15 protein-coding genes are annotated in these 18805 nt (G+C 63.8%); 3 read left to right on the plus strand and 12 right to left on the minus strand.

Annotation, left to right across the window (positions count from 1 at the left end; all coding sequences use genetic code 11):
- Nucleotides 1-258 precede the first annotated feature (258 nt).
- Both E7V67_012535 and E7V67_012540 read left to right on the plus strand, forming a co-directional pair.
- Entirely contained in the window at nucleotides 259-1035 is a 777-nt protein-coding gene (locus E7V67_012535; GenBank protein WUR15891.1) for a hypothetical protein, read from the plus strand.
- 53 nt (nucleotides 1036-1088) lie between these two features.
- Nucleotides 1089-1436 carry a hypothetical protein gene (locus tag E7V67_012540; protein WUR15892.1) on the plus strand — a complete coding sequence of 116 codons (348 nt, stop codon included), beginning with the start codon at nucleotides 1089-1091 and terminating at the stop codon, nucleotides 1434-1436.
- A gap of 212 nt (nucleotides 1437-1648) precedes the next feature.
- On the opposite strand, the gene E7V67_012545 is transcribed toward E7V67_012540, so the two are convergent.
- The 4 genes from E7V67_012545 to E7V67_012560 form a co-directional block, all read right to left on the minus strand.
- Nucleotides 1649-3100, minus strand: coding sequence for a TULIP family P47-like protein (locus tag E7V67_012545; GenBank protein WUR15893.1), 1452 nt, complete (start codon nucleotides 3098-3100; stop codon nucleotides 1649-1651).
- A 64-nt stretch (nucleotides 3101-3164) separates the two neighbouring features.
- Nucleotides 3165-4742 carry a TULIP family P47-like protein gene (locus E7V67_012550; GenBank protein WUR15894.1) on the minus strand — a complete coding sequence of 526 codons (1578 nt, stop codon included), beginning with the start codon at nucleotides 4740-4742 and terminating at the stop codon, nucleotides 3165-3167.
- A gap of 10 nt (nucleotides 4743-4752) precedes the next feature.
- On the minus strand, nucleotides 4753-6480 hold the full coding sequence (locus E7V67_012555) for a TULIP family P47-like protein (protein WUR15895.1): 1728 nt from the start codon (nucleotides 6478-6480) through the stop codon (nucleotides 4753-4755).
- Nucleotides 6481-6530: 50 nt separating this feature from the next.
- Nucleotides 6531-7817 (minus strand): TULIP family P47-like protein, encoded by a 1287-nt coding sequence (locus E7V67_012560; protein WUR15896.1) that lies wholly within the window; start codon nucleotides 7815-7817, stop codon nucleotides 6531-6533.
- Nucleotides 7818-8636: 819 nt separating this feature from the next.
- Here E7V67_012560 and E7V67_012565 point away from each other — a divergent pair.
- Nucleotides 8637-9545 carry an alpha/beta hydrolase-fold protein gene (locus E7V67_012565; protein ID WUR15897.1) on the plus strand — a complete coding sequence of 303 codons (909 nt, stop codon included), beginning with the start codon at nucleotides 8637-8639 and terminating at the stop codon, nucleotides 9543-9545.
- Nucleotides 9546-9548: 3 nt separating this feature from the next.
- Here the strand turns inward: E7V67_012565 and E7V67_012570 are convergent, their stop codons facing one another.
- The 8 genes from E7V67_012570 to E7V67_012605 form a co-directional block, all read right to left on the minus strand.
- Nucleotides 9549-10898, minus strand: coding sequence for a sigma-54 dependent transcriptional regulator (locus E7V67_012570; GenBank protein WUR15898.1), 1350 nt, complete (start codon nucleotides 10896-10898; stop codon nucleotides 9549-9551).
- Nucleotides 10891-12810, minus strand: a complete 1920-nt coding sequence (locus E7V67_012575; protein ID WUR15899.1) for an ATP-binding protein — start codon at nucleotides 12808-12810, stop codon at nucleotides 10891-10893. Before E7V67_012575 ends, E7V67_012570 begins: the two co-directional genes overlap by 8 nt.
- A 35-nt stretch (nucleotides 12811-12845) precedes the next feature.
- A complete protein-coding gene (locus E7V67_012580; protein ID WUR15900.1) occupies nucleotides 12846-13844 on the minus strand; it encodes a porin in 999 nt (332 codons plus the stop codon).
- 39 nt (nucleotides 13845-13883) lie between these two features.
- The gene (locus E7V67_012585; protein WUR15901.1) at nucleotides 13884-15158 is read right to left on the minus strand and encodes a dicarboxylate/amino acid:cation symporter; all 1275 of its coding nucleotides are present in this window, start codon (nucleotides 15156-15158) and stop codon (nucleotides 13884-13886) included.
- A 192-nt stretch (nucleotides 15159-15350) separates the two neighbouring features.
- Complete coding sequence (locus tag E7V67_012590; GenBank protein WUR15902.1) at nucleotides 15351-16088, minus strand: sterol desaturase family protein; 738 nt, start codon at nucleotides 16086-16088, stop codon at nucleotides 15351-15353.
- 451 nt (nucleotides 16089-16539) lie between these two features.
- On the minus strand, nucleotides 16540-17100 hold the full coding sequence (locus E7V67_012595) for a hypothetical protein (protein WUR15903.1): 561 nt from the start codon (nucleotides 17098-17100) through the stop codon (nucleotides 16540-16542).
- Between the two features lie 7 nt (nucleotides 17101-17107).
- Complete coding sequence (locus E7V67_012600; protein WUR15904.1) at nucleotides 17108-17629, minus strand: hypothetical protein; 522 nt, start codon at nucleotides 17627-17629, stop codon at nucleotides 17108-17110.
- Complete coding sequence (locus E7V67_012605; protein ID WUR15905.1) at nucleotides 17626-18756, minus strand: Imm71 family immunity protein; 1131 nt, start codon at nucleotides 18754-18756, stop codon at nucleotides 17626-17628. The genes E7V67_012600 and E7V67_012605 overlap by 4 nt, the downstream gene beginning before the upstream one ends.
- Nucleotides 18757-18805 lie beyond the last annotated feature (49 nt).

The raw sequence follows: 18805 nt of genomic DNA on the forward strand, positions 1-18805 counted from the left end.
GGTGTCAGCGGCGAGTTCCCAGTCCGGAATGGAGTCTTGCTGATGTGCGTCCATGGCTTTTTGAAGTTCGCTAGCCCGGAAGTACGTGACTACCCGTTTGGTTAGGTTAGGTTAGGCTAGGTGAGACCGCATAAGGTATCAGATATTTCGACCCAATGTTACTTTTGGTGAGTTTCTCTTGCTTGTGTTTTGGTATGATTAGTTTTCTGCAATATCAAGTTGATCTGCAGTAACAGCTGAAATATGAGGGATTCTAATATGGACGTACATATTCAAACACCGAAAATAACGCCGACCGGCATGTCGCAGTTGGTGCTAACATTGCAGTACATTAAGCAAAGCCCTAACTTTGCATTGTTCTATCCGAATATGGATGGTATCACGATCAATATTGGAAACCTGCCTACGACAGCCCTGCCATTGTCAGGACAGGTCAATTGGAATCCTTACCAAGGGTTGCAGGTAATTTCGGACACAGGTATTCTCGGGGTGCAGTCGCCTGCGATGGGTCTGGTTCATGAAATTGCTCACGTCATTTTTGGTCACAATGAGGCACAAGCGACAGCATTCGAAACACGTGTGGCCCTTGATTTGGGAGAGCCGACTCGCGCAAATTACGGCGCTACCGGCAGTGAAGTGAGGGTGCAGAACGTAACGCAGCACACCGACAATGGACAATGGAAAGCCTTGGACCAAGGAGGCGCTACGAAGACCGGCGCAACCTATGATGGGAGTACGAATGCACCCAATATGGGATTGGGATACATTCCGACGCCTCCCGGTTTCCCTTGGACTTTCTCTCCGACTGTGACTACGTTCTCCTGGGACATCAAGGGTAATCTGGTTGATAAAAGTCATTGGCAGCTTCCTCCAGATGGTCAACAATTCGTGCCGAACAAGTTCGATGCCGAGTTTTTGGAATTTCATCTGGGACAAGAAGATTCGGCGACAGTCGCTGCATTGCCAATAGAACTTACCGATGCGCAGCATGACGCAGTCCAAATCGTTGGAGTGCCCGAGTCGGCGCCTTATTGATCACAGTGAGAGTGTCCGGGTTTTATTGTGTTTCCGTATCGATTGGAGAAGCAATGAAGTCGTTTTTATTCATGGGGCTTGCCATGGCTTCATCCGTTTGCATGAGCCAGACAACAATACCTGAAATGGGAAAGGTATTGGATGAGAAGCCAAGTTCTGGCGAAAGTGCCCCTGCTCGAACTTCGCCGAAAACCGGGTATGAAAATGCGCCACCCTCGCTGCTGGACGATCAATTTTTTTGGGATCAATTCAAGCATCGAAGTACTCTGACCTGGGCTTGCAGGGGCTCGAAAAGCGGGAAAGTCGTGGCCAATTCGTATTGCGCTGCGCAACCGATGGAAGATTCCAGATGGCCGGATAAAAAGACGCCTGAAGATTACACGGGCGTCCTTACTGATTAGGCGCCGCTGACACAACCATCGATGAAGCGTGAGGCTTGCAACCTTAGGTTGCAAGCCTTTTTGTTTTGGCGCTGTTCGCGCCAAGTAGTGGAACGTCTGATCTCCTGTTGAGATATCTCATGCGGAGTGGAGGCCGGCAATGGGGACGAGGGATTTCCAGGCGGTGTTACAGGCGCTGCGCCAGCGCCTTTGCCCATCACTTTGCCCATCATTCAGCCGTTGAACGATGGCGTGCCGCCCATCTGCAGCGCGTAATTCAAAGCGACGCCGGTCAGGTTGAAATCGGCCTGGTCGGACCATTGCAGCGGGTCGGTGGCATTGAACAGCAGCAGGTCGATCGGTGGGGCCGCATCGGTATTGGCGGCCGCGATGATGTCGGGCACCATCGAACCGACGCCGGCGAGGATGCCCATCACGATGGCGGCCGCGGCAAAGCCGGCGCCGCCGGTGGCGACGCCGATCGCGACCGTGATCAGGGCGGCGATGACGCCTTCCAGGATCTTGGTGATTTCGACGCCCTCGCTTTCCGTGGTCCAGTGCTCCGCAGGAACGGCATTGCGTTCGACGTAATAGATGGTCTGTTTGCCCGAGGCCAGCTGGTGCAGGCACAAGTCATACGAGTTGACCACCTTCGTGAAGGCCTGGATGCCGGGCGACACCTCGACCCGGGTGGTCGCGTTCACGGTCAGCAACTGGTCCGTGGTGGTCAGTTCGAAGTCCTGCAGCACGGTGGTGTGGGCATTGCCATCGTCGTCCACGAGGTCGTCGATGGTGACTTCGCCGTTGCTCAGGCTGAGGCCCGTGCCGTCGGTGTTGAGCTGGAAGTCGCCGGGCTTGGTACCCTTGTAGACGATCGACATCGAAGGCCACAGCATCTCGCTGATGAACCGAGCGGGGGCGATCAGGAAGCCCGCGCGCGCGCCCGCCGGGATCGCATTGGGCGAGATTTCCTGGTCCAGGCCGGTGGCCGAGCGATTTTCCGTCATGCACAGGATGCCGAGGATGCTGTCGTCCAGCGTGGCACCGTCGATGTAGGCATAGCTCGAGTAGGTCGGCAGCAGCCAGGCGAATTGGCCGCGGTCGGCGGTGCGGTTGAGGTTGACCGTCGCGAACACATGTTCGAAGTCTCCCAGGTTGGCGTCGAACCACGTCTGCATGGCGGCCTTGACGTCATCGGCCACCGCGTCGAACGGCGTGTGCGAGGCATCCGTGCTGGTGCCGAAGCCGGACGCGTCCAATACCGTCACCACGCTCGGGCCGGCAGGCGCGGCAGCGCGCACCTTCAGGTTGTGCAGCGTGCCCGAGCCCGAGGCTGGCGCATCGGTATGCGGAACGTATTCCAGCTCGACTTCGATTTCGAAGCTGCCGGGACCGAACGTGAAATCCACGGGGCCGGTGCCGGGAACATTTCCTTTGGCGGCGAGTGCCACGACCGGCGTGGCCATGTGGATCAGCTTGCCGCTGCCGCCCAGGGTGATGTGCCAGTCGGAAAACGTGCCCGTGACGGCCACCGCGATGCCGGTATTCGGGTCTTGCGTGGACGTCGAGAAGTCCTTCGGCGACGTTCCCTTGCGCTGGATGGTCGCGTTGACGTCGTCGACCCGGATCGCGAAGGCGGTATCCCAGCCGTAGGTATCGGCCATCAGGCTGTCGTTGTCAGGCATTTTGGTCCAGTGTCAGGGTAAGGGGAATGGGCAGGCCGGGCACGGTGCCGGGCGCCGACATGGTTCAGGCGCCCTTGACCAGTGCCAGTTGCAGCGCGCCGCGCAGGACGGCCGACTGCAGGCAATAGCCGCTGGCACCCGTCCATTTGACGTTGCTGGTGGCCTGCTCGCCGAAACTGTCGAGCGTAGGCATGTCCTCGCTGTTTTCGTCGGCATAGGCTTGCAGGGCGGTGACGATGCCGGCGACCCCGGCGCCGATCACCGCGCCGATCACCGTGCCCAGCAGCTTCCACGATGCGGCGCGGAACAGGCCGGCGAACGTCTGCGGCGCTTCCGGCTCCTGCAGCGCACGAATCGCCGTGCGCAGCGCCGTTACTTCACCGGCCATGACCTGCTGCGGCGTCATGCCGTTGAGGATGGTCTGCATTTCGATATTGACGACGCCATTGGTGGACGCCTCGGCACCGCTGCTGGCGGCGGCGCGCGCCAGTCCGGCTTCGGCGGCAGCGCCCAGCACGGCGCCGACCACCGCCACGGCCACCGAGATGCCGATGCTTTCCCAGATTTCGCGCCATTTCTGCGCATCGGTCTCGGTGACGTTGACGGACACGCTCGGCGCAGTCGTCTGGGTCAGTTGCAGGTGACCGTTGCTGTCGGTCGACAGCTGGCTGGTCGATGCGTAGTTGACCACCACATTGTATTTGTCCTGCCAGGTGAACTTCAGGCCGGAAAACCTGATCTGGACATAGCCGGTGCCGATGGACATCGTGAAGCCGGCGGCGTCCAGTCCAGCGTCGTCGATCACGGTCCCGTCTTCCAGCGTGAAGTCCGTGAACTCGAGGCGCGCGACGTTGACGATCGTCATGCCATCGTCCTGGCGGTCGAAGTCGTCCGGGCTGGCGCCATCGAACAGGGTCTCGATCTGCGGCGCGAACATCTTGTCGACCACGCGCGGCGCGGCGATCAGGAAGCCGGCGTCGGCGCCGGCCGGAATGATGCCGGGATCGATCTGCGGCGACAGATTGAGCCCGGGGCGATTCTCCGTCATGGCCAGCACGCCGAACACATAGTCGTCGGGCGAGGCGATATTTTCCGTGTAGATCGCGTAGCCCACGTGGGTCGGCTTGAGCCACGCGAAGCTGTCCGACGGGTCGAGCGCGGTGTTCAGGTCGACCACGGCGAACACGTGATTGAACTGCGACAGGTTGGCGTTGAGCCAGTCCTGCAGCGCGCCGCGGATCGCGTCGAGCGCCGAGGCCGGCCCGCTGGCGAGCGTCACCTGCAGCACACTCACCGCCTGTGTCTGATCGATGCGCAGCTGCTGGGAGGCCGGGGTGCCCGGCTGCGGAATGAAGCCGAGGCTGACCTGGATCTGGGCCGTTGCCGCGAAAGCCGCGTCGGGCTGGCCGCCGCCGGCGATCGTTCCGCCGGTCAGGGGCAGTGTCATCGTCAGCAGCGACCCCGCGCCGCCCGTCATTTGCCATGGCCCGAACCCCGCGCCCACCTGGTAAGTGGCGCCGAGGCTGTCGTGGGCGCCGTCGAAGCGGGGCGGCGAACTGCCGGCGCCGACGATGGCTGCGTTGGCGTCCTTGAAACGGATGCCGAAGGCGGTATCCCAATTGAGCGTGGAAACGGTGTTCATCGACTGCCTCCTAATCGGCGATGCTGACATTAAGGCCCATCTGCAGCGACTCGTTCAGAGCCATGCTGACCAGGGTGTAGCCGGTCTGTCCCGGCCAGGCGACGGGCGCGATCGAATAATCGGCGAACTCGTCCAGGGTCGGCATCTTCGCCAGGTCGTTTTCCGAGTACGCCTCCAGAATGTCGGGCAGCTTGGCGGTGACGGCGCCGACCGCGCCGCCGATCGCCATGCCGAGGATCTTGCGCCAGTTACGCCGGAAAAAGCCCTTCAGCTTGGAGCTGTACGACCCGTCCTCGGAATTGCTCATGTCGTTGCTGGCTTCCGTGTCGTCAGCCGAATTGACGTCGTCCAGATTGCTGATGTCGTCGTCCGCGGGCAGGTCGCCGGAAAACTCCAGCGTGTCGCTGGTGCCTTCGACCGCGTCGGCTGCCTCGGTCGAGCCGCTTTCGATGGCTTCCCCGGACGCTTCGGCCGCCGGTCCCAGCGCGCCGCCGATGGCCGCGCCGATGACGGCAAAGGCCACGCCTTCGATGATGCCGCTGATGATGTTGCTCCACTTTTCGCCCGACGATTCCGTCACCGTCACCGACAGGGATGGCGTGCCGACCACGCAGGCCTGGAAGTGTTTGTTCGCATCCATGTACAGCTCGCATTCAGAGTTGTACACCATGTGCACCGTGTAACCGCCGTCGTTCCAGGGAAAATTGAGATCGACAAAGCTCAGCCTGAGCGTGGTGGCGGTCGCCGTCAGCGTGAAGTTGTTCGGCTCGAGCGCGGCGCCCGTGATGGTCACCGTGTCGCTGCCGTCCTTGTTCGAGGTCTCGAAGTTCTGGAAGGTGATGCGATTGACGTTGGTGATCGTCGAACCGTCGTCGCCGATGGAAAAATCCGTATCGGTGGCATTCAGGAACAGCTTTTCAATGCCGGGCAACAGTATCTTCCTCAGGAAGCGCTCCTGCGAAATCAGGAAGCCGCTGTTGCATCCCTGCGGAATCACGTTGGGAGAGACGTCATGGCCGAGATTGGCGCCGGGGCGGTTTTCCGTCATTGCCATGACGGCGAAGACATAATCGTCCGGCGCCGCGTTCTCCGGATTGTTGATGCCGTAGCCGACATGGGTGGGCGCCAGCCATTGGAACTGGTCCTTGTCGGCCACGGCGCCCAGGTCGATGGCGGCGAAGGTGTGATTGAAACTGCCGAGGTTAGCCAGCAGCCACTGTTCCAGCACGTCGCTGACGGCGTCGTGCGCTTCCTGGCCGGATGTCAGGGTCACGCTCAGGACGGACACCACCGGCTGGGTTTGCGGGTCAGTGGTGCTGGTCTTCACCTTCAGCTGGTTGGTGGCGCCGCCGCTGACCTTGCCCGAACCGCCCTGGCCGGGCTGGGGAATGTAGTCCATCGATACCTGGATCACGGCGGTGCCGCTGAAGTCGATCGCGGTGGGCGGGGCCGACTGGGCCGTGGCGGTGCCCGACACCGGCAGCGACAGCTCGGCCAGCGAACCGCTGCCGCCGCTCAGCTGCCACGCGCCGAACTGCCCGCTCACCGCGATGGCCGGCCCGCTGAAGGCGCCGCCGGGCTTGGTTCCGTCGAAGCCGGGCGGCGAGGACTTCTGGTTCCGGATCGCCTTGTTCGCATTGGCGAAATTGATCGCGAATACGGTGTCCCAATTGTTGGTCGATGCCACGCCGGCCGATGGCGGCGTGGGATTATCCTTGCAAAGCGCGGTACTGGCCATGGATGACGCTCCCTCTGCGGAAATGGCGATTGGCGGCGCGGCGAGTCCGGTCAGGCGATCGTCGCGTACAACATCAGGCAGTCGTTCAACTCGGCCGTCTGTATCCGGACGCGTTCCAGGCCGGCCCAGCGTACCGTCGACGCCGGCGCGGCGGCCAGCTTGCCGGCCAGGCCCGTACCGGACAGGGTGTCGCCGACAGCGTTCTCGACGGCCTTCAGCACGATGGCGATGATGGCTGCGCCCAGCGCGCCGAGACCGATCAGATAGTCGTACCAGGGCACGTCGCTGTCCGAACTGGACTGGGGATTCGGGTCCGGTTGGAACGAGAACGTCTGCCCGACCGGATCGAAGGCCAGAACGTTATTGGTCGTGGTGGAAAACGTCATCTGCGCATTGGGCAAGTGCAGGCCGCAGTGGCCGGACGCGGCAGTTCTCAGTGCATTTGAATTGATCGCGATCCTCAGCGTATCCACGGTCGGGGTATAGCCGATCGCACCGACGGTGACAGAAGGGAGGTCGAAACCGGTGGCCAGCGTTATCTGGCCGGCGGCGCACTGGAAGTTGGATGGACTGGTGCCGGGGAAGGTCGCCGGCAAACCCGGCAGGATTGCGTTTTGCATGAACATGTCGCCCGATATCGCCAGCACCAGCGGGGAGTTCGATCCGGTCATGGCCGAATCGATATTGGTTGCCAGCTGGGAAATATCGCGATCGGTGGTGACGCTGAATATCGCCAGATAGCCCTGCGCCGAGCCCGCCGGCGTGTGGTAGCTGTAGGCCGATTGTTTCGGCAGCAGCCAGGTCGCGGTATTTGGGTCGATCACGCCGGTCTGGGCGAAAACAAACGTGATCTTGTCCTTATTATCGAGCAGCACATTGGCCACCCCGGTACCCAGTTCGCGGCCTTTGCCGGTATCGTGGGGATCGGACGCGCCCATGAAATAAATATCGCCCGGTCGGCGCGCCGCCCCAGCCGGCGTAACGGCATTCAGTGCAAAGCACAGGTCGTGTGCCCCAGGAGCGACAGCGGACGGCACCCAGGCGAGATTAACCTCGAGCGTGACCGACATGCCGGAAATATCGACGGCAGCGCCTTGGGCCGGGGTGACCGGCCGTATCGTACCGTTGGTAATCGGCAGCGTCAGGTGAATATCGCTGGCGTCGCCCCCGGTGATGGACCAAGGGCCGAAATTCCCCTGTGCCGCGAATTTGCCGGCGAAAGCATCGTCCCAGCTGGTATCGAATGTCATCAGCAATTCCGACAGACGCTGCGTCAGTTGCCGATTGACCTGGTCGATATTAACTACCGATATGGTATCCCACCCGAACGTGTTCATGTATTCCTCGCAATTGCTCGCAATACTGGCCACGAACAAGGACGTGATTAGAATAGGTATCGATATTACGCCGCCAGTTCATCGGACCGGCACTGCACGATCGGATTTTTTAACGATGTGGTTTTGGTGTCACATCATTTATTATAGTCAGGCGTAACCAGTCGCTGATGACCAAATCATCATTATTCTGTATGCCAAGCATTTTCTGCATAATGGGATAGTGAAATGCGGCCCGTGATTCGGCGCGCATCGAGTTGGCGCCGGTGGTATTTGGCGGATAGGCGCGCACCTGTCGATGGCGTTCTGAGAGCGTGTGAAGACCGGGGTCTGTCCCTCCGGGACTGACCCCAATGCCGCTAAGTTAAGGATGTAGGACTCACTCGGCCGCAGGCGTATCCCTCAACCCAAGGCCCAAAACCGGGGTCAGACCCGCCGGGTCTGACCCCAGCTCTCCGCTGTTGGGTGCAAAGACGTCTGCGGCTGGCTGATAATTCTCCTTAACTTAGCGGCATTAGGGACTGCCCCCGAAGTTTGCGTGCATATGGCAAGCGGGGACGACCAACTTCAGGGTCAGTCCCCGCAAGGGGGACAGCCCCTCGCGTGGCAGCCGCCTGCGGTGTTTTACGCAAACGTGAAAGCGGCCGGCAAGTGGCCTTGGCGCCGCGCCGCGGCGGACTTTCCAGCGCGACGGACGTCCCGCGACGCCATCCTGGCAGGTGGCCGCTGGAGCTGTTGCATTCCGACCGTGTCGCCGGGCGGGCAGTCCTGGACCGGTCTGTTGAGTTAGAATGAGAATCATTCTCAGCCATAGCGTAGCCCATGACTCATCATCCCGACCCCTCCAGGCGCCGCCTGCTCGCCGCCGGCGCGCTTGCCGCAGCCGCGCCAGGCGTCCGCGCCGCCGCCGACTGGCAACCGGCCACGCTGCCGCAGTCCCGCCAGCGCGACATCGTGGCGAGCGCGAACGGCCAGCGCTACCGCATTTTCGTCAGCGTGCCGGAACGTCCGGCGCCGCCGGCCGGGCACCCCGTGCTGTATGCGCTGGACGGCAACGCCACGTTTGCCAGCCTTGCGCTGATGGCACGCACGGCCGGCGCCCGCGCGGCGGTCACGGGGCGGGTGCCACCGCTCGTCGTTGGAATCGGCTACCCGACCGAGCGCGATTACGATCCGGCCCGCGGCCGCGACTACACACCGCCGGCCGGCCAGGATGCGGTAACCGGGGAGGGCGGGGCCGACCGCTTTCTCGACGTCATTGAACGCGACGTCATGCCGCTGGTGCGCGGATTGGCGCCTGTGGACCCGGCACGGCAGGCGCTGTTCGGCCATTCGTACGGCGGCTTGTGCGTGCTGCATGCGCTGTTCTCGCGGCCGGCCCTGTTCCAGACCTACCTCGCCTCCAGCCCCTCGATCTGGTACGGCAACCGCGCCGTTCTGGGCGGCGTCGCGGGGCTGGGCCAGCGAACCTCGGGCCTGGCGCGCAAGCCGGCATTGCTGCTGTCCGTCGGTGAACTGGAGCGCGCGCCGGCCAGGCCGGGTGGTGCGGGCAGTGCCAATCCGGCAGCGGCGCAGCGGCGCATGGTGGAGGAGGCGAGCGAGCTGGCTGCGCGGCTGCAGGGCATGCCGGAGGCGCTCTCGGTAGTGCGCTTCCACCTGCTGCCGGGCGAAAACCACGGCTCCGCGGTGTTTGCGGCGATGGCGCGCGGCATGGAATTTTTCGTGACCTGAGCGTCAGCGATAGTCTTCCGCCGCCAACCCGTGCTTCTGCATCTTGTGATACAGCGTCTGCTTCGGCAACCCCAGCGCCGCACACGCCGTGGCGACATTGCCGAGCGCATCGCGCAGCGCTGCATCGATCACGGAGCGTTCGAACCCGCTGACCTGGTCCGCCAGCGAAGCCGACGACGATGCCGTAGCCGCGCTGGCGCTGGCGACGCCGGGCAGGGCGCCCGGCAGGCCCAGCACATAGCGGTCGGCCGCGTTGCGCAGCTCGCGCACGTTGCCCGGCCAGTCGTGCCGCAGCAGCGCGTGCAGATGGGCGGCTGGCAGCGCCGGCACGTCGCGCCGGTAGCGTCTGGCCGCGTCCAGCAGGAAGTGCTCGAACAGCAGCGGGATGTCGTCGCGCCGTTCGCGCAGCGGCGGGATGTGCAGCACGATCAGGTTCAGGCGGTAGTACAGGTCGGCGCGGAACTGGCCCTGGTCGCTCAACTCGCGCAGGTCGACCTTGGCGGCGGCGACGATGCGCAGGTCCACCGGTACTGGCTGCACGGAACCCAGGCGCACGACATGGCGCTCCTGCAGTACGCGCAACAGCTTGACCTGCATCGCCAGCGGCAGGCTCTCGATCTCGTCGAGGAACAGCGTGCCTTCGGAGGCATGCTCGATCTTGCCCACCTGGCGCTTGGCCGCGCCGGTAAAGGCGCCCGCTTCGTGGCCAAACAACTCGCTCTCGAAAATCGTCTCGGGAATCGCGCCGCAGTTGACGGCCACGTAGTGATGCCGCGCCCGCTCGCTGAATTCGTGCAGGCAGCGCGCCACCAGCTCCTTGCCGGTGCCCGTTTCGCCGTAGATCAGCACGTCCGCCGGCTGGCTGGCCACGTCCAGGATCAGGCGGCGCAGCTCGCGCATCGCGGGGGTGTTGCCCAGCAGGGCGGCGTCGATGCCCTGGCTGTGCGCCAGGCGTTGGCGCAGGGCGTGCACTTCCAGCTGCAGGCGGCGCTTGTCGAGCGCGCGGCGCACCACGTCCGCCAGCTGTTCGGAGGAATAGGGCTTCTCGATGAAGTCATAGGCGCCGTCGTGCATGGCCTGGACCGCCATGGCGATGTCGCCGTGCCCTGTCACGAGGATCACCGGCAGATCGGGGTCGACGGCGTGTGCCGCCTGCAGCAATTCCAGGCCGCTGATACCGGGCAGGCGCACGTCGCTGACGAGCACCCAGGGGCAGTGCGGTCGCAGCAGGTCGCGCACCGGCTCCGCGCTGTCGAAATCGCGCACCTTGAAACCCATCAGGTCGAGCGCCTGGGCGCTGCCTTCGCGTACGGCCGGGTCGTCCTCGACCAGGATCACTTCTAATTCATCCATCTTGTCTTTCCACTGATGCGGCCTGCAGTTCGATGACGAAGCAGGCCCCGCTCGTCGTTGTTTCGGTGCGCAGGGTGCCGCCGAAGTCACGCACGATCTGTTCCGAAATCGCCAGGCCAAGCCCCAGGCCTTCGCCCTGGGGCTTGGTCGTGAAGAAGGGCTGGAACAGCCGTTCGCGCGCTTCGTCCGTCAGGCCGGGCCCGGTGTCGGCGACGCGGATGCGTACCTTGCCGTCGCCTTCCGTCACGTCGATCGTCAGGGCACGCGGCGCGTCGCGCTCCAGCGTGCCCAGCGCATCGAGCGCGTTGCTCATCAGGTTGAGCAGCACCTGTTCCAGGCGGTTGCTGTCGCACAGCGCGTAGACGTCGCCCTGGTCGATGTCCAGCGTGAACGCCACCTTGTCCAGTTGCAGGCGGCGTTCGACCAGCACCAGCGCGTTCGAGATCGCCGTGTGGATCGAGACGGGCCCGAGTTCCGCGTTGGACTTGCGCGCGAAGCCTTTCAGCTTGCCCGTGATGGTGCCCATGCGCGCCACCACCTGCGAGATCTTCGACAGGTTCTGGCGGGCTTCGTCGATGCGGCCGCGCTCGAACAGCAGCACGGCATTGTCGGACATCGTGCGCAGCGCCGTCAGCGGCTGGTTCAGCTCATGCGTGATACTGGCCGACATCTGGCCCAGCACGGCCATCTTGCCGGCCTGGTACAGCTCGTTCTGGGTGCGGTGCAGCTGCTGTTCGGCCTGGCGCCGCACTTCCGCCTCCTTCATCAGGCGCTGCGTGGTGCGTTCCAGCCGCGCCGTGCGCTCGGCCACCTTCAGTTCCAGCTGGTTGTAGGCGGCCTGCAGCTGCTCCCTGGCCTGCAGGCGCTGGCGCAGGAACAGGAACAGCAATGTCAGGAAGCCGTACACCACCCAGGCGAACAGCACGGCCGCACGCGCATTGGCGCGCGCCTGGCTCAGGTCCGAGAGGTACAGGAACGTCCACTGCCGCGGCGCCAGCGAACGTCCCTGCACCAGCAGGGGCGGCGTGATCGTGCCGCGCGCTTCGCTGCCGTTGGCGGCGCCGATCGTCACCACGCGGGTGCCGTCGGGCTGCGCCTCCGAGCGCCGGATCGGCAGCGCCGGCAGCGGCAAGCCGTGGTACTGGCGGGTCTGCGCCAGGCTGGCGCGCACGCTGGCGGAGAGCGGCAGCAGGGTATGGTATTTCGAGGCGGGGGCGGAGGACAGGAACAGCACGCCGTTGGCGTCGGCCAGCATCACCTTGTCGGCGCCTTGCACCCAGCCGCGCGCCTGCTCCTCGATATTGACCTTGACGACGGCCACGCCGAGCATGCGGCCATCGCGGTGGACGCCGCGCGCATAGAAGTAGCCGGGCTCGCCGCTGGTCGTGCCGACGCCGTAGAAACCACTGGGGCGGCCGCTCAGCGCGTTCTGCAGATAGGGCCGGAAGCGGATGTCGTCGCCCACGAAGCTGTCCTTTTGGCGCCAGTTGCTGGCGGCCAGCGTGCGGCCCTGCAGGTCGACGATGTAGATGATTCGCGAACCGGCTTGGCGCGACAGGCGCTCCAGGTAGGTATTCACCTCCAGCCGGCGTTCCTGGTCGTGCGGATGTTCCAGCAGGCCCAGCACGTTCTTGTCCAGCTCCAGCATGTGGGGCAGGAAATCGTACTTGTCCAGCAGGTTTTCCAGGCTGGCCGCGTACACCTCGAGGCGCTGGGCGCCGGCGGCGCGCAGCCGTTCGATGCTGATCCGTTCGGTCCACCAGTACGCGACCCAGCCCAGGGCGACGGCCCCGGCCAGGGCCGCGCCCCAGGCCAGCTGGGCAAGCCGGCGGCGTCGCCCTGGCGGGGCGAACGACGTGGCGGCTTGTGCCTCACTGGTCTGGCTGGTGGCGGTATCGGGTGGGACTGGCATCGGCGCCACTATAGCAAATCGGCGCGCCCGCCCGTTCAGAAGCAGTGACGGATACCGAGGTTGAGGGCGGCGTTGCCGTTGCCGCTGTCAGTGGCGTTACCGACCGTGAAAGCGGCGCCGTTGTCGTTGTCGATGTGGCCGTAGGCGGCGTACAGGTCGGTGCGCGGCGACAGGCCGTACAGGTAGCCGGCGCCGAACTGGCGTGCGTCGCGGCGTGCCGCCGAGCGGTCGTCGCGGTCGATGGCCGACAGCAGCACGCGGTGCGGGCCGTGCTTCCAGGTCACGCCGAGCAGGACGTCGCGGCTGCGCTCGCCTGCCAGGCCGCGATTGCTGGTCACAGCGGCGTGGCCGGTAACGGCACCCAGCGTATAGCGCGCCGCCAGTGCGGTATTGCGGACATGGTCGGGCAGCAGCGCGTCTTCGCTGTGGTGGTGGGCCAGCATCACGACCAGCGGTCCTTCCGCGTAGCTCAGCATGCCGCTGAACTGGCGCTTGCGGTCGTCGTTCACGGCCAGCTTGTCCGTCACCTCGCCGGCGGCGTAGGCCACTTCGGCCGACCAGCCGGCCACCCGTGGCGTCGCGTAGACGACCGAGTTGTCGATGCGGTAGTTACCGGCCATCAGGTTGGTCGCCTGGCCGGCCATGCCGTCCTCGAACGGATCGGCCACGTCGCGGATCGCCTGGTAGTACGGCGAATACTGTCGACCGACGGTGACGGTGCCGAACGTGCCGCGCAGGCCGACGAATGCCTGGCGGCCGAAGATCAGGCCACCCTGGCCCATCGCGCCGTTATCGACGCGATAGCCGCCTTCCAGCACGAAGACGGCGGACAAGCCTTTGCCCAGGTCCTCCGAGCCCTTGAAGCCCAGGCGTGAGCCGGACGCGAGGCCACTGCCGATCCCCGTGCTGTTGCCTGCGGGGGTGCCGTACTCGGCCAGGACGCCGGCATCGACGACACCGTAGATCTGGACATGGGATTGTGCTTGTGCGGCCGCGGCGGTCAGTGCCAGTGCCGCGGTGATTACGTATTTCATTGGGTCTCCTATGGTAAATCGTGACTGCTTAGTTACTGCTCATGCAGCTTGAACATCGTGTTGCTTGGTGTGCGCGCTGACGGGTTCTTCGAGCGCGCCTTCCCACTTGGCGACGACCGCGGTCGCCACGGCATTGCCCACGGCATTGGTCGCGGAGCGGCCCATGTCGAGGAACTGGTCGACCCCCATCAGCAGCAACAGGCCTGCCTCGGGGATGTGGAATTGGGTGAGGGTAGCGGCGATCACGACCAGCGAGGCGCGCGGCACCCCGGCCATGCCTTTCGACGTCAGCATCAGCAGCAACAGCATGCTGATCTGCGTGCCCAGCGACAGGTCGATGCCGTAGGCCTGGGCGATGAACAGCACGGCGAAGGTGCAGTACATCATCGAGCCGTCCAGGTTGAACGAATAGCCCATGGGCAGCACGAAACTAGAGATGCGGCGCTGCACGCCGAACTTGTCCAGCGCCAGCAGCAGCTTCGGATAGGCCGCCTCCGAGCTGGCGGTCGAAAACGCCAGCAGGAACGGTTCGCGGATCAGGCCGACCAGGCGGAACACGCGCGGGCCCAGCACCAGGAAGCCGGCGCCGATCAGCAGCAGCCACAGGCAGAACAGGCCCAGGTAGAAGCCGCCCATGAATTTGGCAAAGGTCAGCAGGATGCCCAGCCCGTTCGTCGTGACGACGGAAGCCATGGCGGCAAACACCGCCAGCGGCGCCATGTTCATGATGGCGCCCGTCATGCGCAGCATCACCTGCGCCAGCTCGTCCACCACGGCCACCAGGCGCTTGCCCGATTCGCCCAGCGCGCCCAGCGCGGAGCCGAAGAAGATGGAGAACACCAGCACCTGCAGGATCTCGTTGTTGGCCATAGCCTCGATCGGCGACTTCGGCACCACGTGGGTGATGAAATCCTTCAGCGTGAACGCCGCGGTCTTCAGGCCCGTGCTGGCATTGACGGGCGGCAGCGGCAGCCCCAGCTGGGTGCCCAGCTGCATCAGGTTCGACAGCACCATACCCAGCGCCAGCGACACCAGCGAGGCCACCACGAACCAGGCAAAGGCCTTGGCACCGATGCGGCCGGCGGCCTTGCCGTCCGCCAGGTTGGCGATACCGATCGTCAGCGTGGAAAACACCAGCAGCGCGATGATCATCTTGATCAGGCGCAGGAAGATGTCCGTCACCAGCGAGATATGGCCGGATATCTCTGCGCTGATGGCTTTTTCGGGGAAGGCGGTATGACAGGCATAGCCGACCGCGATGCCGAGCAGCATCGCGATCAGGATATAGAGTGTGAGTGGGCGCTTCTTCTGCATTGCAGTCTCCGTATTATAGAAACCGCGGTAAGCCACCGCGGAGGTGGCTCCCATATAGCAAGCGCCGTGCCTGATGTGATCAGGACGCTAAGTTGTTGTTTTTGTTAGTTTTGTTGTGTCGCGTGAAAGAGATTTGTCCAACAAGTTGGACGGCCCCGGCGCAGGCGGTCCAAAAGTTCGGATGGTAACGTCTCAGCTGTCGCTGCGATGCACGTCGCGCCACAGCAGCATGTCGGCGATGCGGTCGGACTTGTCCTCGTCGAAGCCCAGCCTGGCGGAGCGCTCGCGCGGGTTGGTCCAGGTGCCGAACAGCATGTCCCACACCGGCAGGCCATAGTTTTGCGCATGGTGACCATGCGCGTGATGCACGGTATGCATTTCGGGCCGCTGCACCAGGTAGCCGAGCCATGTCGGCGTGCGCAGGTCGCTGTGCAGGAACAGGTCGAATATCCCGGTGATCAGCAAGCCGATCGCAGCGGCCGCGGGACTGGCGCCCAGCACGAAGTAGCTGAAGAAGGCGCTGATGCAGATGGCGGCGGCGCTGTCGAGCGGATGGGCATAGAACGCCGTCAGCGCCTCGACCCGGCGGGCGCTGTGATGCAGCTGGTGGAAAACCCGCCACAGCAGGTCGGAATAATGTGTCAGGCGATGCCACCAGTAAAACACGAAGCTGGTCAGGAGAAAGCTGAGCAGGCCGACGGCGGCATCCGGCATGACGGCACCGGCCTCGAACAGCGCGGCGTGGCGGATCGTGGCGCTGAACAGGTAACCGGCCGCGATCGTCACGACCAGCGTGGCCGCGCCACTGATGCTGGCCAGGATCAGCCAGCGGCGGTCGCAATGGTTGCGCGAGGCGGGGGCGATGACTTCCCGGGTGAACAGGGCGATGAAGACGAGGGCGACGAGGGGGAGGACGAGGAGTTCGGTCATGCGTTGATCACAGGTGGGTACGGCCGCGGGGGCAAAATATCGGGCGTCGGGCCGACGAACACGACGTGGCGCCGCTGGGTGCTGAATCGCTCCACCTGGCGCCACCCGTCGATGTCGTACGTCCCGCTCAAGAGTCGTCGAGCGGGGAAATTGTAGAGCAATGCGGGCGCGGCTGCCTGCGCCAGTGGTGATCGCCGCACCGGCAGGCATGGTAGGCGATCCGTTTGACGAAGGCCGGCGCGCCGGGTGTCTTGGCGCGGGCGGCCAAGCACATATCATCCGATCTGCCGTGCGATGGCGTTGCTGGCGAATCCGGCGGTAAGGAGGACGCCAATGACGGCGCGATCGCGGATGAACGAATAGCAGTCCGGCGCACGAAATCCGCCGCCAGGGCAAGCTGTTCCAGCAGGCGCACGATGACGCTCCGTACGCCAGTGGGCAGGCCAACGGCTCATCGCTCCCAGGCTCCGCTGAGCGTCGCCGCATCGTCCCGTGCCCGTTGGCGCGCCAGCTTCTTCAATGGATCGGTCGGCAAATACAGTGTCTCGCTCAAATACCTCATCCCGAAAAGCACAAGGATACGGACCTTGCAAGGCATTGCCGACGCGGGCGGAAGCAATCCGTCGACATGGTGACCGTCACCGAACGACATCGAGCTGCCGGACTCCCATCTTTCGAAGTACAGCAGCGCCTTATAGCGGAACACACTGCGGTTACCGACCTGTCTTGCGCTGACGAGCTCCATATCCCCGCTGGCGGCTTCCTTGTCGTAATTGGCCGCGTCGAAATTCGGCGGTCGTGCCAGGGAGCACACCAGCTTCTTGTTGACTGCGGGGCGCCAGCGATGGCCCTGCTCGTAATAGCCCAGGAAATCCACGTCCGAATCGAACGTCACCGCGTAACCGATTTCGGCAATACTGATATCGACCAGCTGCAGCTTCGCAGGCGGCAGCTCGGAACAGGCAGCCAGCATGAGAGTCAAGAGCATCGGCGCGGCTTTCAGCATTCTCATGATCACTTCAGTCGTACTCGCCGGTACTGGACGGTTCGATCAGGGTCAAGTACAGCAACAGCCTGTCTCCTTGCGCGCAAATGAACCCGTGTACCGGCCGCCCCGATTTTCGGATGTAGCCCGTATGCGGATGGCACTGGCGGTTGTCGATCAGGTCGATGACATTGTGTGGCGCATCAGCCAGCAGCTTCCGAAAGTTGGGCGTGAGCCACGCACGTGGCGCCTCAGGCACCACCATTACTCTGCCAATCGGGACGTCACGGCGCGCGATCCACCAGGCCGGAACGCCCCGAAACTCGGCGATCAGCGTCCAGTAATCGGTCGGCGCCGGCACACCGCCGGTGTATTCCGGTGTGCCGAAAATCTGCCAAGTGGCAGCGCTGGCCGGGATATCCGTCGTGACTTGCCGATCGAGCTCTTCGATTCGATGCGAAGGCGGGTTGTCGGGCGTACAACCGGCACCGGTCGCGAGCAGCGCCAGTGGCAGCAACCCACGCCCGAGCGTGTAGCGACATGCTCGCGTCATCATCGGGCACTCGACATAGGGGTAGTACTCGACATGAGCTCAAACCGGGCGCCAGGCAGTAACACCCAGTGAACGTCCAGGTCATGGTGGCGCGGGAGGGGATCGCCCTCGTGCACCATGACAGCGGTACGCATGTCCCAGCCCAGCAACCAGCGTCCCCCAGCGGGCGCGATCACGCCGCTGGCCGCCCAGATCGGTCCACGGTAACCGGGAAGGATGGGCGACGACGGCACGATCGGTTCCGGGTGAGTGAATCGATAGCCGTTTTCCTCCTCGGGCACGGAGCCATCCGCGTAGCGCTCGTCTTTCCACAGCAAGCGCCAGGTCGTTTCGATGTCGATGCTGTCCCTTGCCGTAGTGATCGTCGCAGTGGGCGCCGGCGAGCCGCCATGCAGATAGCTCATCGTGCCTTGGCGCCTGAAGGGCGGCGCGGGCCGGGGCGCACGCGTCAGCCAGCGCCACAGCGAAGGTGCTGGTGCGTCGACTGGCTCCCATATGCCGGAGCAGGGGACGTAGCTTCCGGTTCGGACGAGCGCGCTGTTGGCGGGCGCCGGGACCTCCGGTAACACATCAGGATAGAACTGCGCTTCCAGGTACCTGTCGATCCATTCCCCATAGAACATCAGTGCCGGATCCTCGAGGTAGCGCGGTTCGAGGATGAACGGGCCGCACTCGCCCCATGCATACGCCAGCGTCGTATGGGCTTCGCAAAACTCCGCCCACAGGGGCGTATGCTTGCCCCTCGCGTTTTCGCCAATGCGATAGCGCTCCATCATCTGGCTCCAGTGCGACAGCATGCGACCAGCCATGGCGAACTGGCCATGCTTGTCGAATTTGAAGACACGTTTGTCGCCGCGTGCCAGCCGATCCACGCCGGCCTGACAGTGCGCCACGCATTTCAGAATCAGGGCATGTTCGGAACGGGGTAATGACGTATCGTCTTGCCAGCCGTTTTCCTCCGCAACGCGAACGCATTGCGCGGTGACGTCGGCCCATCGGCGGTAGTACCCGAGAATCCGGCGCCACGCTGTTACGGAACTCACTTGCTTGAGTAGGTAAAAGATTTGGCGGCGCTGTATTTCAGTCGGGAGAAAGGTGGTTTCGTTCAGAATTATGACGGGCTTTTGCATTGTTCGACAAGCGCGGGACTTCCGCCGCTTTCCCAACATCAATGCTATT

This window comes from [Empedobacter] haloabium, assembly GCA_008011715.2.
In the GTDB taxonomy this organism is placed as follows: Bacteria; Pseudomonadota; Gammaproteobacteria; order Burkholderiales; family Burkholderiaceae_D; genus Rugamonas; species Rugamonas haloabia.

Coding starts and splice junctions, on each gene's coding strand:
- E7V67_012570 (WUR15898.1), bottom strand. CDS start 10,898: ATGGATGAATTAGAAGTGATCCTGGTCGAGGACGACCCGGCCGTACGC.
- E7V67_012540 (WUR15892.1), top strand. CDS start 1,089: ATGAAGTCGTTTTTATTCATGGGGCTTGCCATGGCTTCATCCGTTTGC.
- E7V67_012565 (WUR15897.1), top strand. CDS start 8,637: ATGACTCATCATCCCGACCCCTCCAGGCGCCGCCTGCTCGCCGCCGGC.
- E7V67_012590 (WUR15902.1), bottom strand. CDS start 16,088: ATGACCGAACTCCTCGTCCTCCCCCTCGTCGCCCTCGTCTTCATCGCC.
- E7V67_012560 (WUR15896.1), bottom strand. CDS start 7,817: ATGAACACGTTCGGGTGGGATACCATATCGGTAGTTAATATCGACCAG.
- E7V67_012585 (WUR15901.1), bottom strand. CDS start 15,158: ATGCAGAAGAAGCGCCCACTCACACTCTATATCCTGATCGCGATGCTG.
- E7V67_012595 (WUR15903.1), bottom strand. CDS start 17,100: ATGAGAATGCTGAAAGCCGCGCCGATGCTCTTGACTCTCATGCTGGCT.
- E7V67_012600 (WUR15904.1), bottom strand. CDS start 17,629: ATGATGACGCGAGCATGTCGCTACACGCTCGGGCGTGGGTTGCTGCCA.
- E7V67_012555 (WUR15895.1), bottom strand. CDS start 6,480: ATGGCCAGTACCGCGCTTTGCAAGGATAATCCCACGCCGCCATCGGCC.
- E7V67_012580 (WUR15900.1), bottom strand. CDS start 13,844: ATGAAATACGTAATCACCGCGGCACTGGCACTGACCGCCGCGGCCGCA.
- E7V67_012575 (WUR15899.1), bottom strand. CDS start 12,810: ATGCCAGTCCCACCCGATACCGCCACCAGCCAGACCAGTGAGGCACAA.
- E7V67_012605 (WUR15905.1), bottom strand. CDS start 18,756: ATGCAAAAGCCCGTCATAATTCTGAACGAAACCACCTTTCTCCCGACT.
- E7V67_012545 (WUR15893.1), bottom strand. CDS start 3,100: ATGCCTGACAACGACAGCCTGATGGCCGATACCTACGGCTGGGATACC.
- E7V67_012535 (WUR15891.1), top strand. CDS start 259: ATGGACGTACATATTCAAACACCGAAAATAACGCCGACCGGCATGTCG.
- E7V67_012550 (WUR15894.1), bottom strand. CDS start 4,742: ATGAACACCGTTTCCACGCTCAATTGGGATACCGCCTTCGGCATCCGT.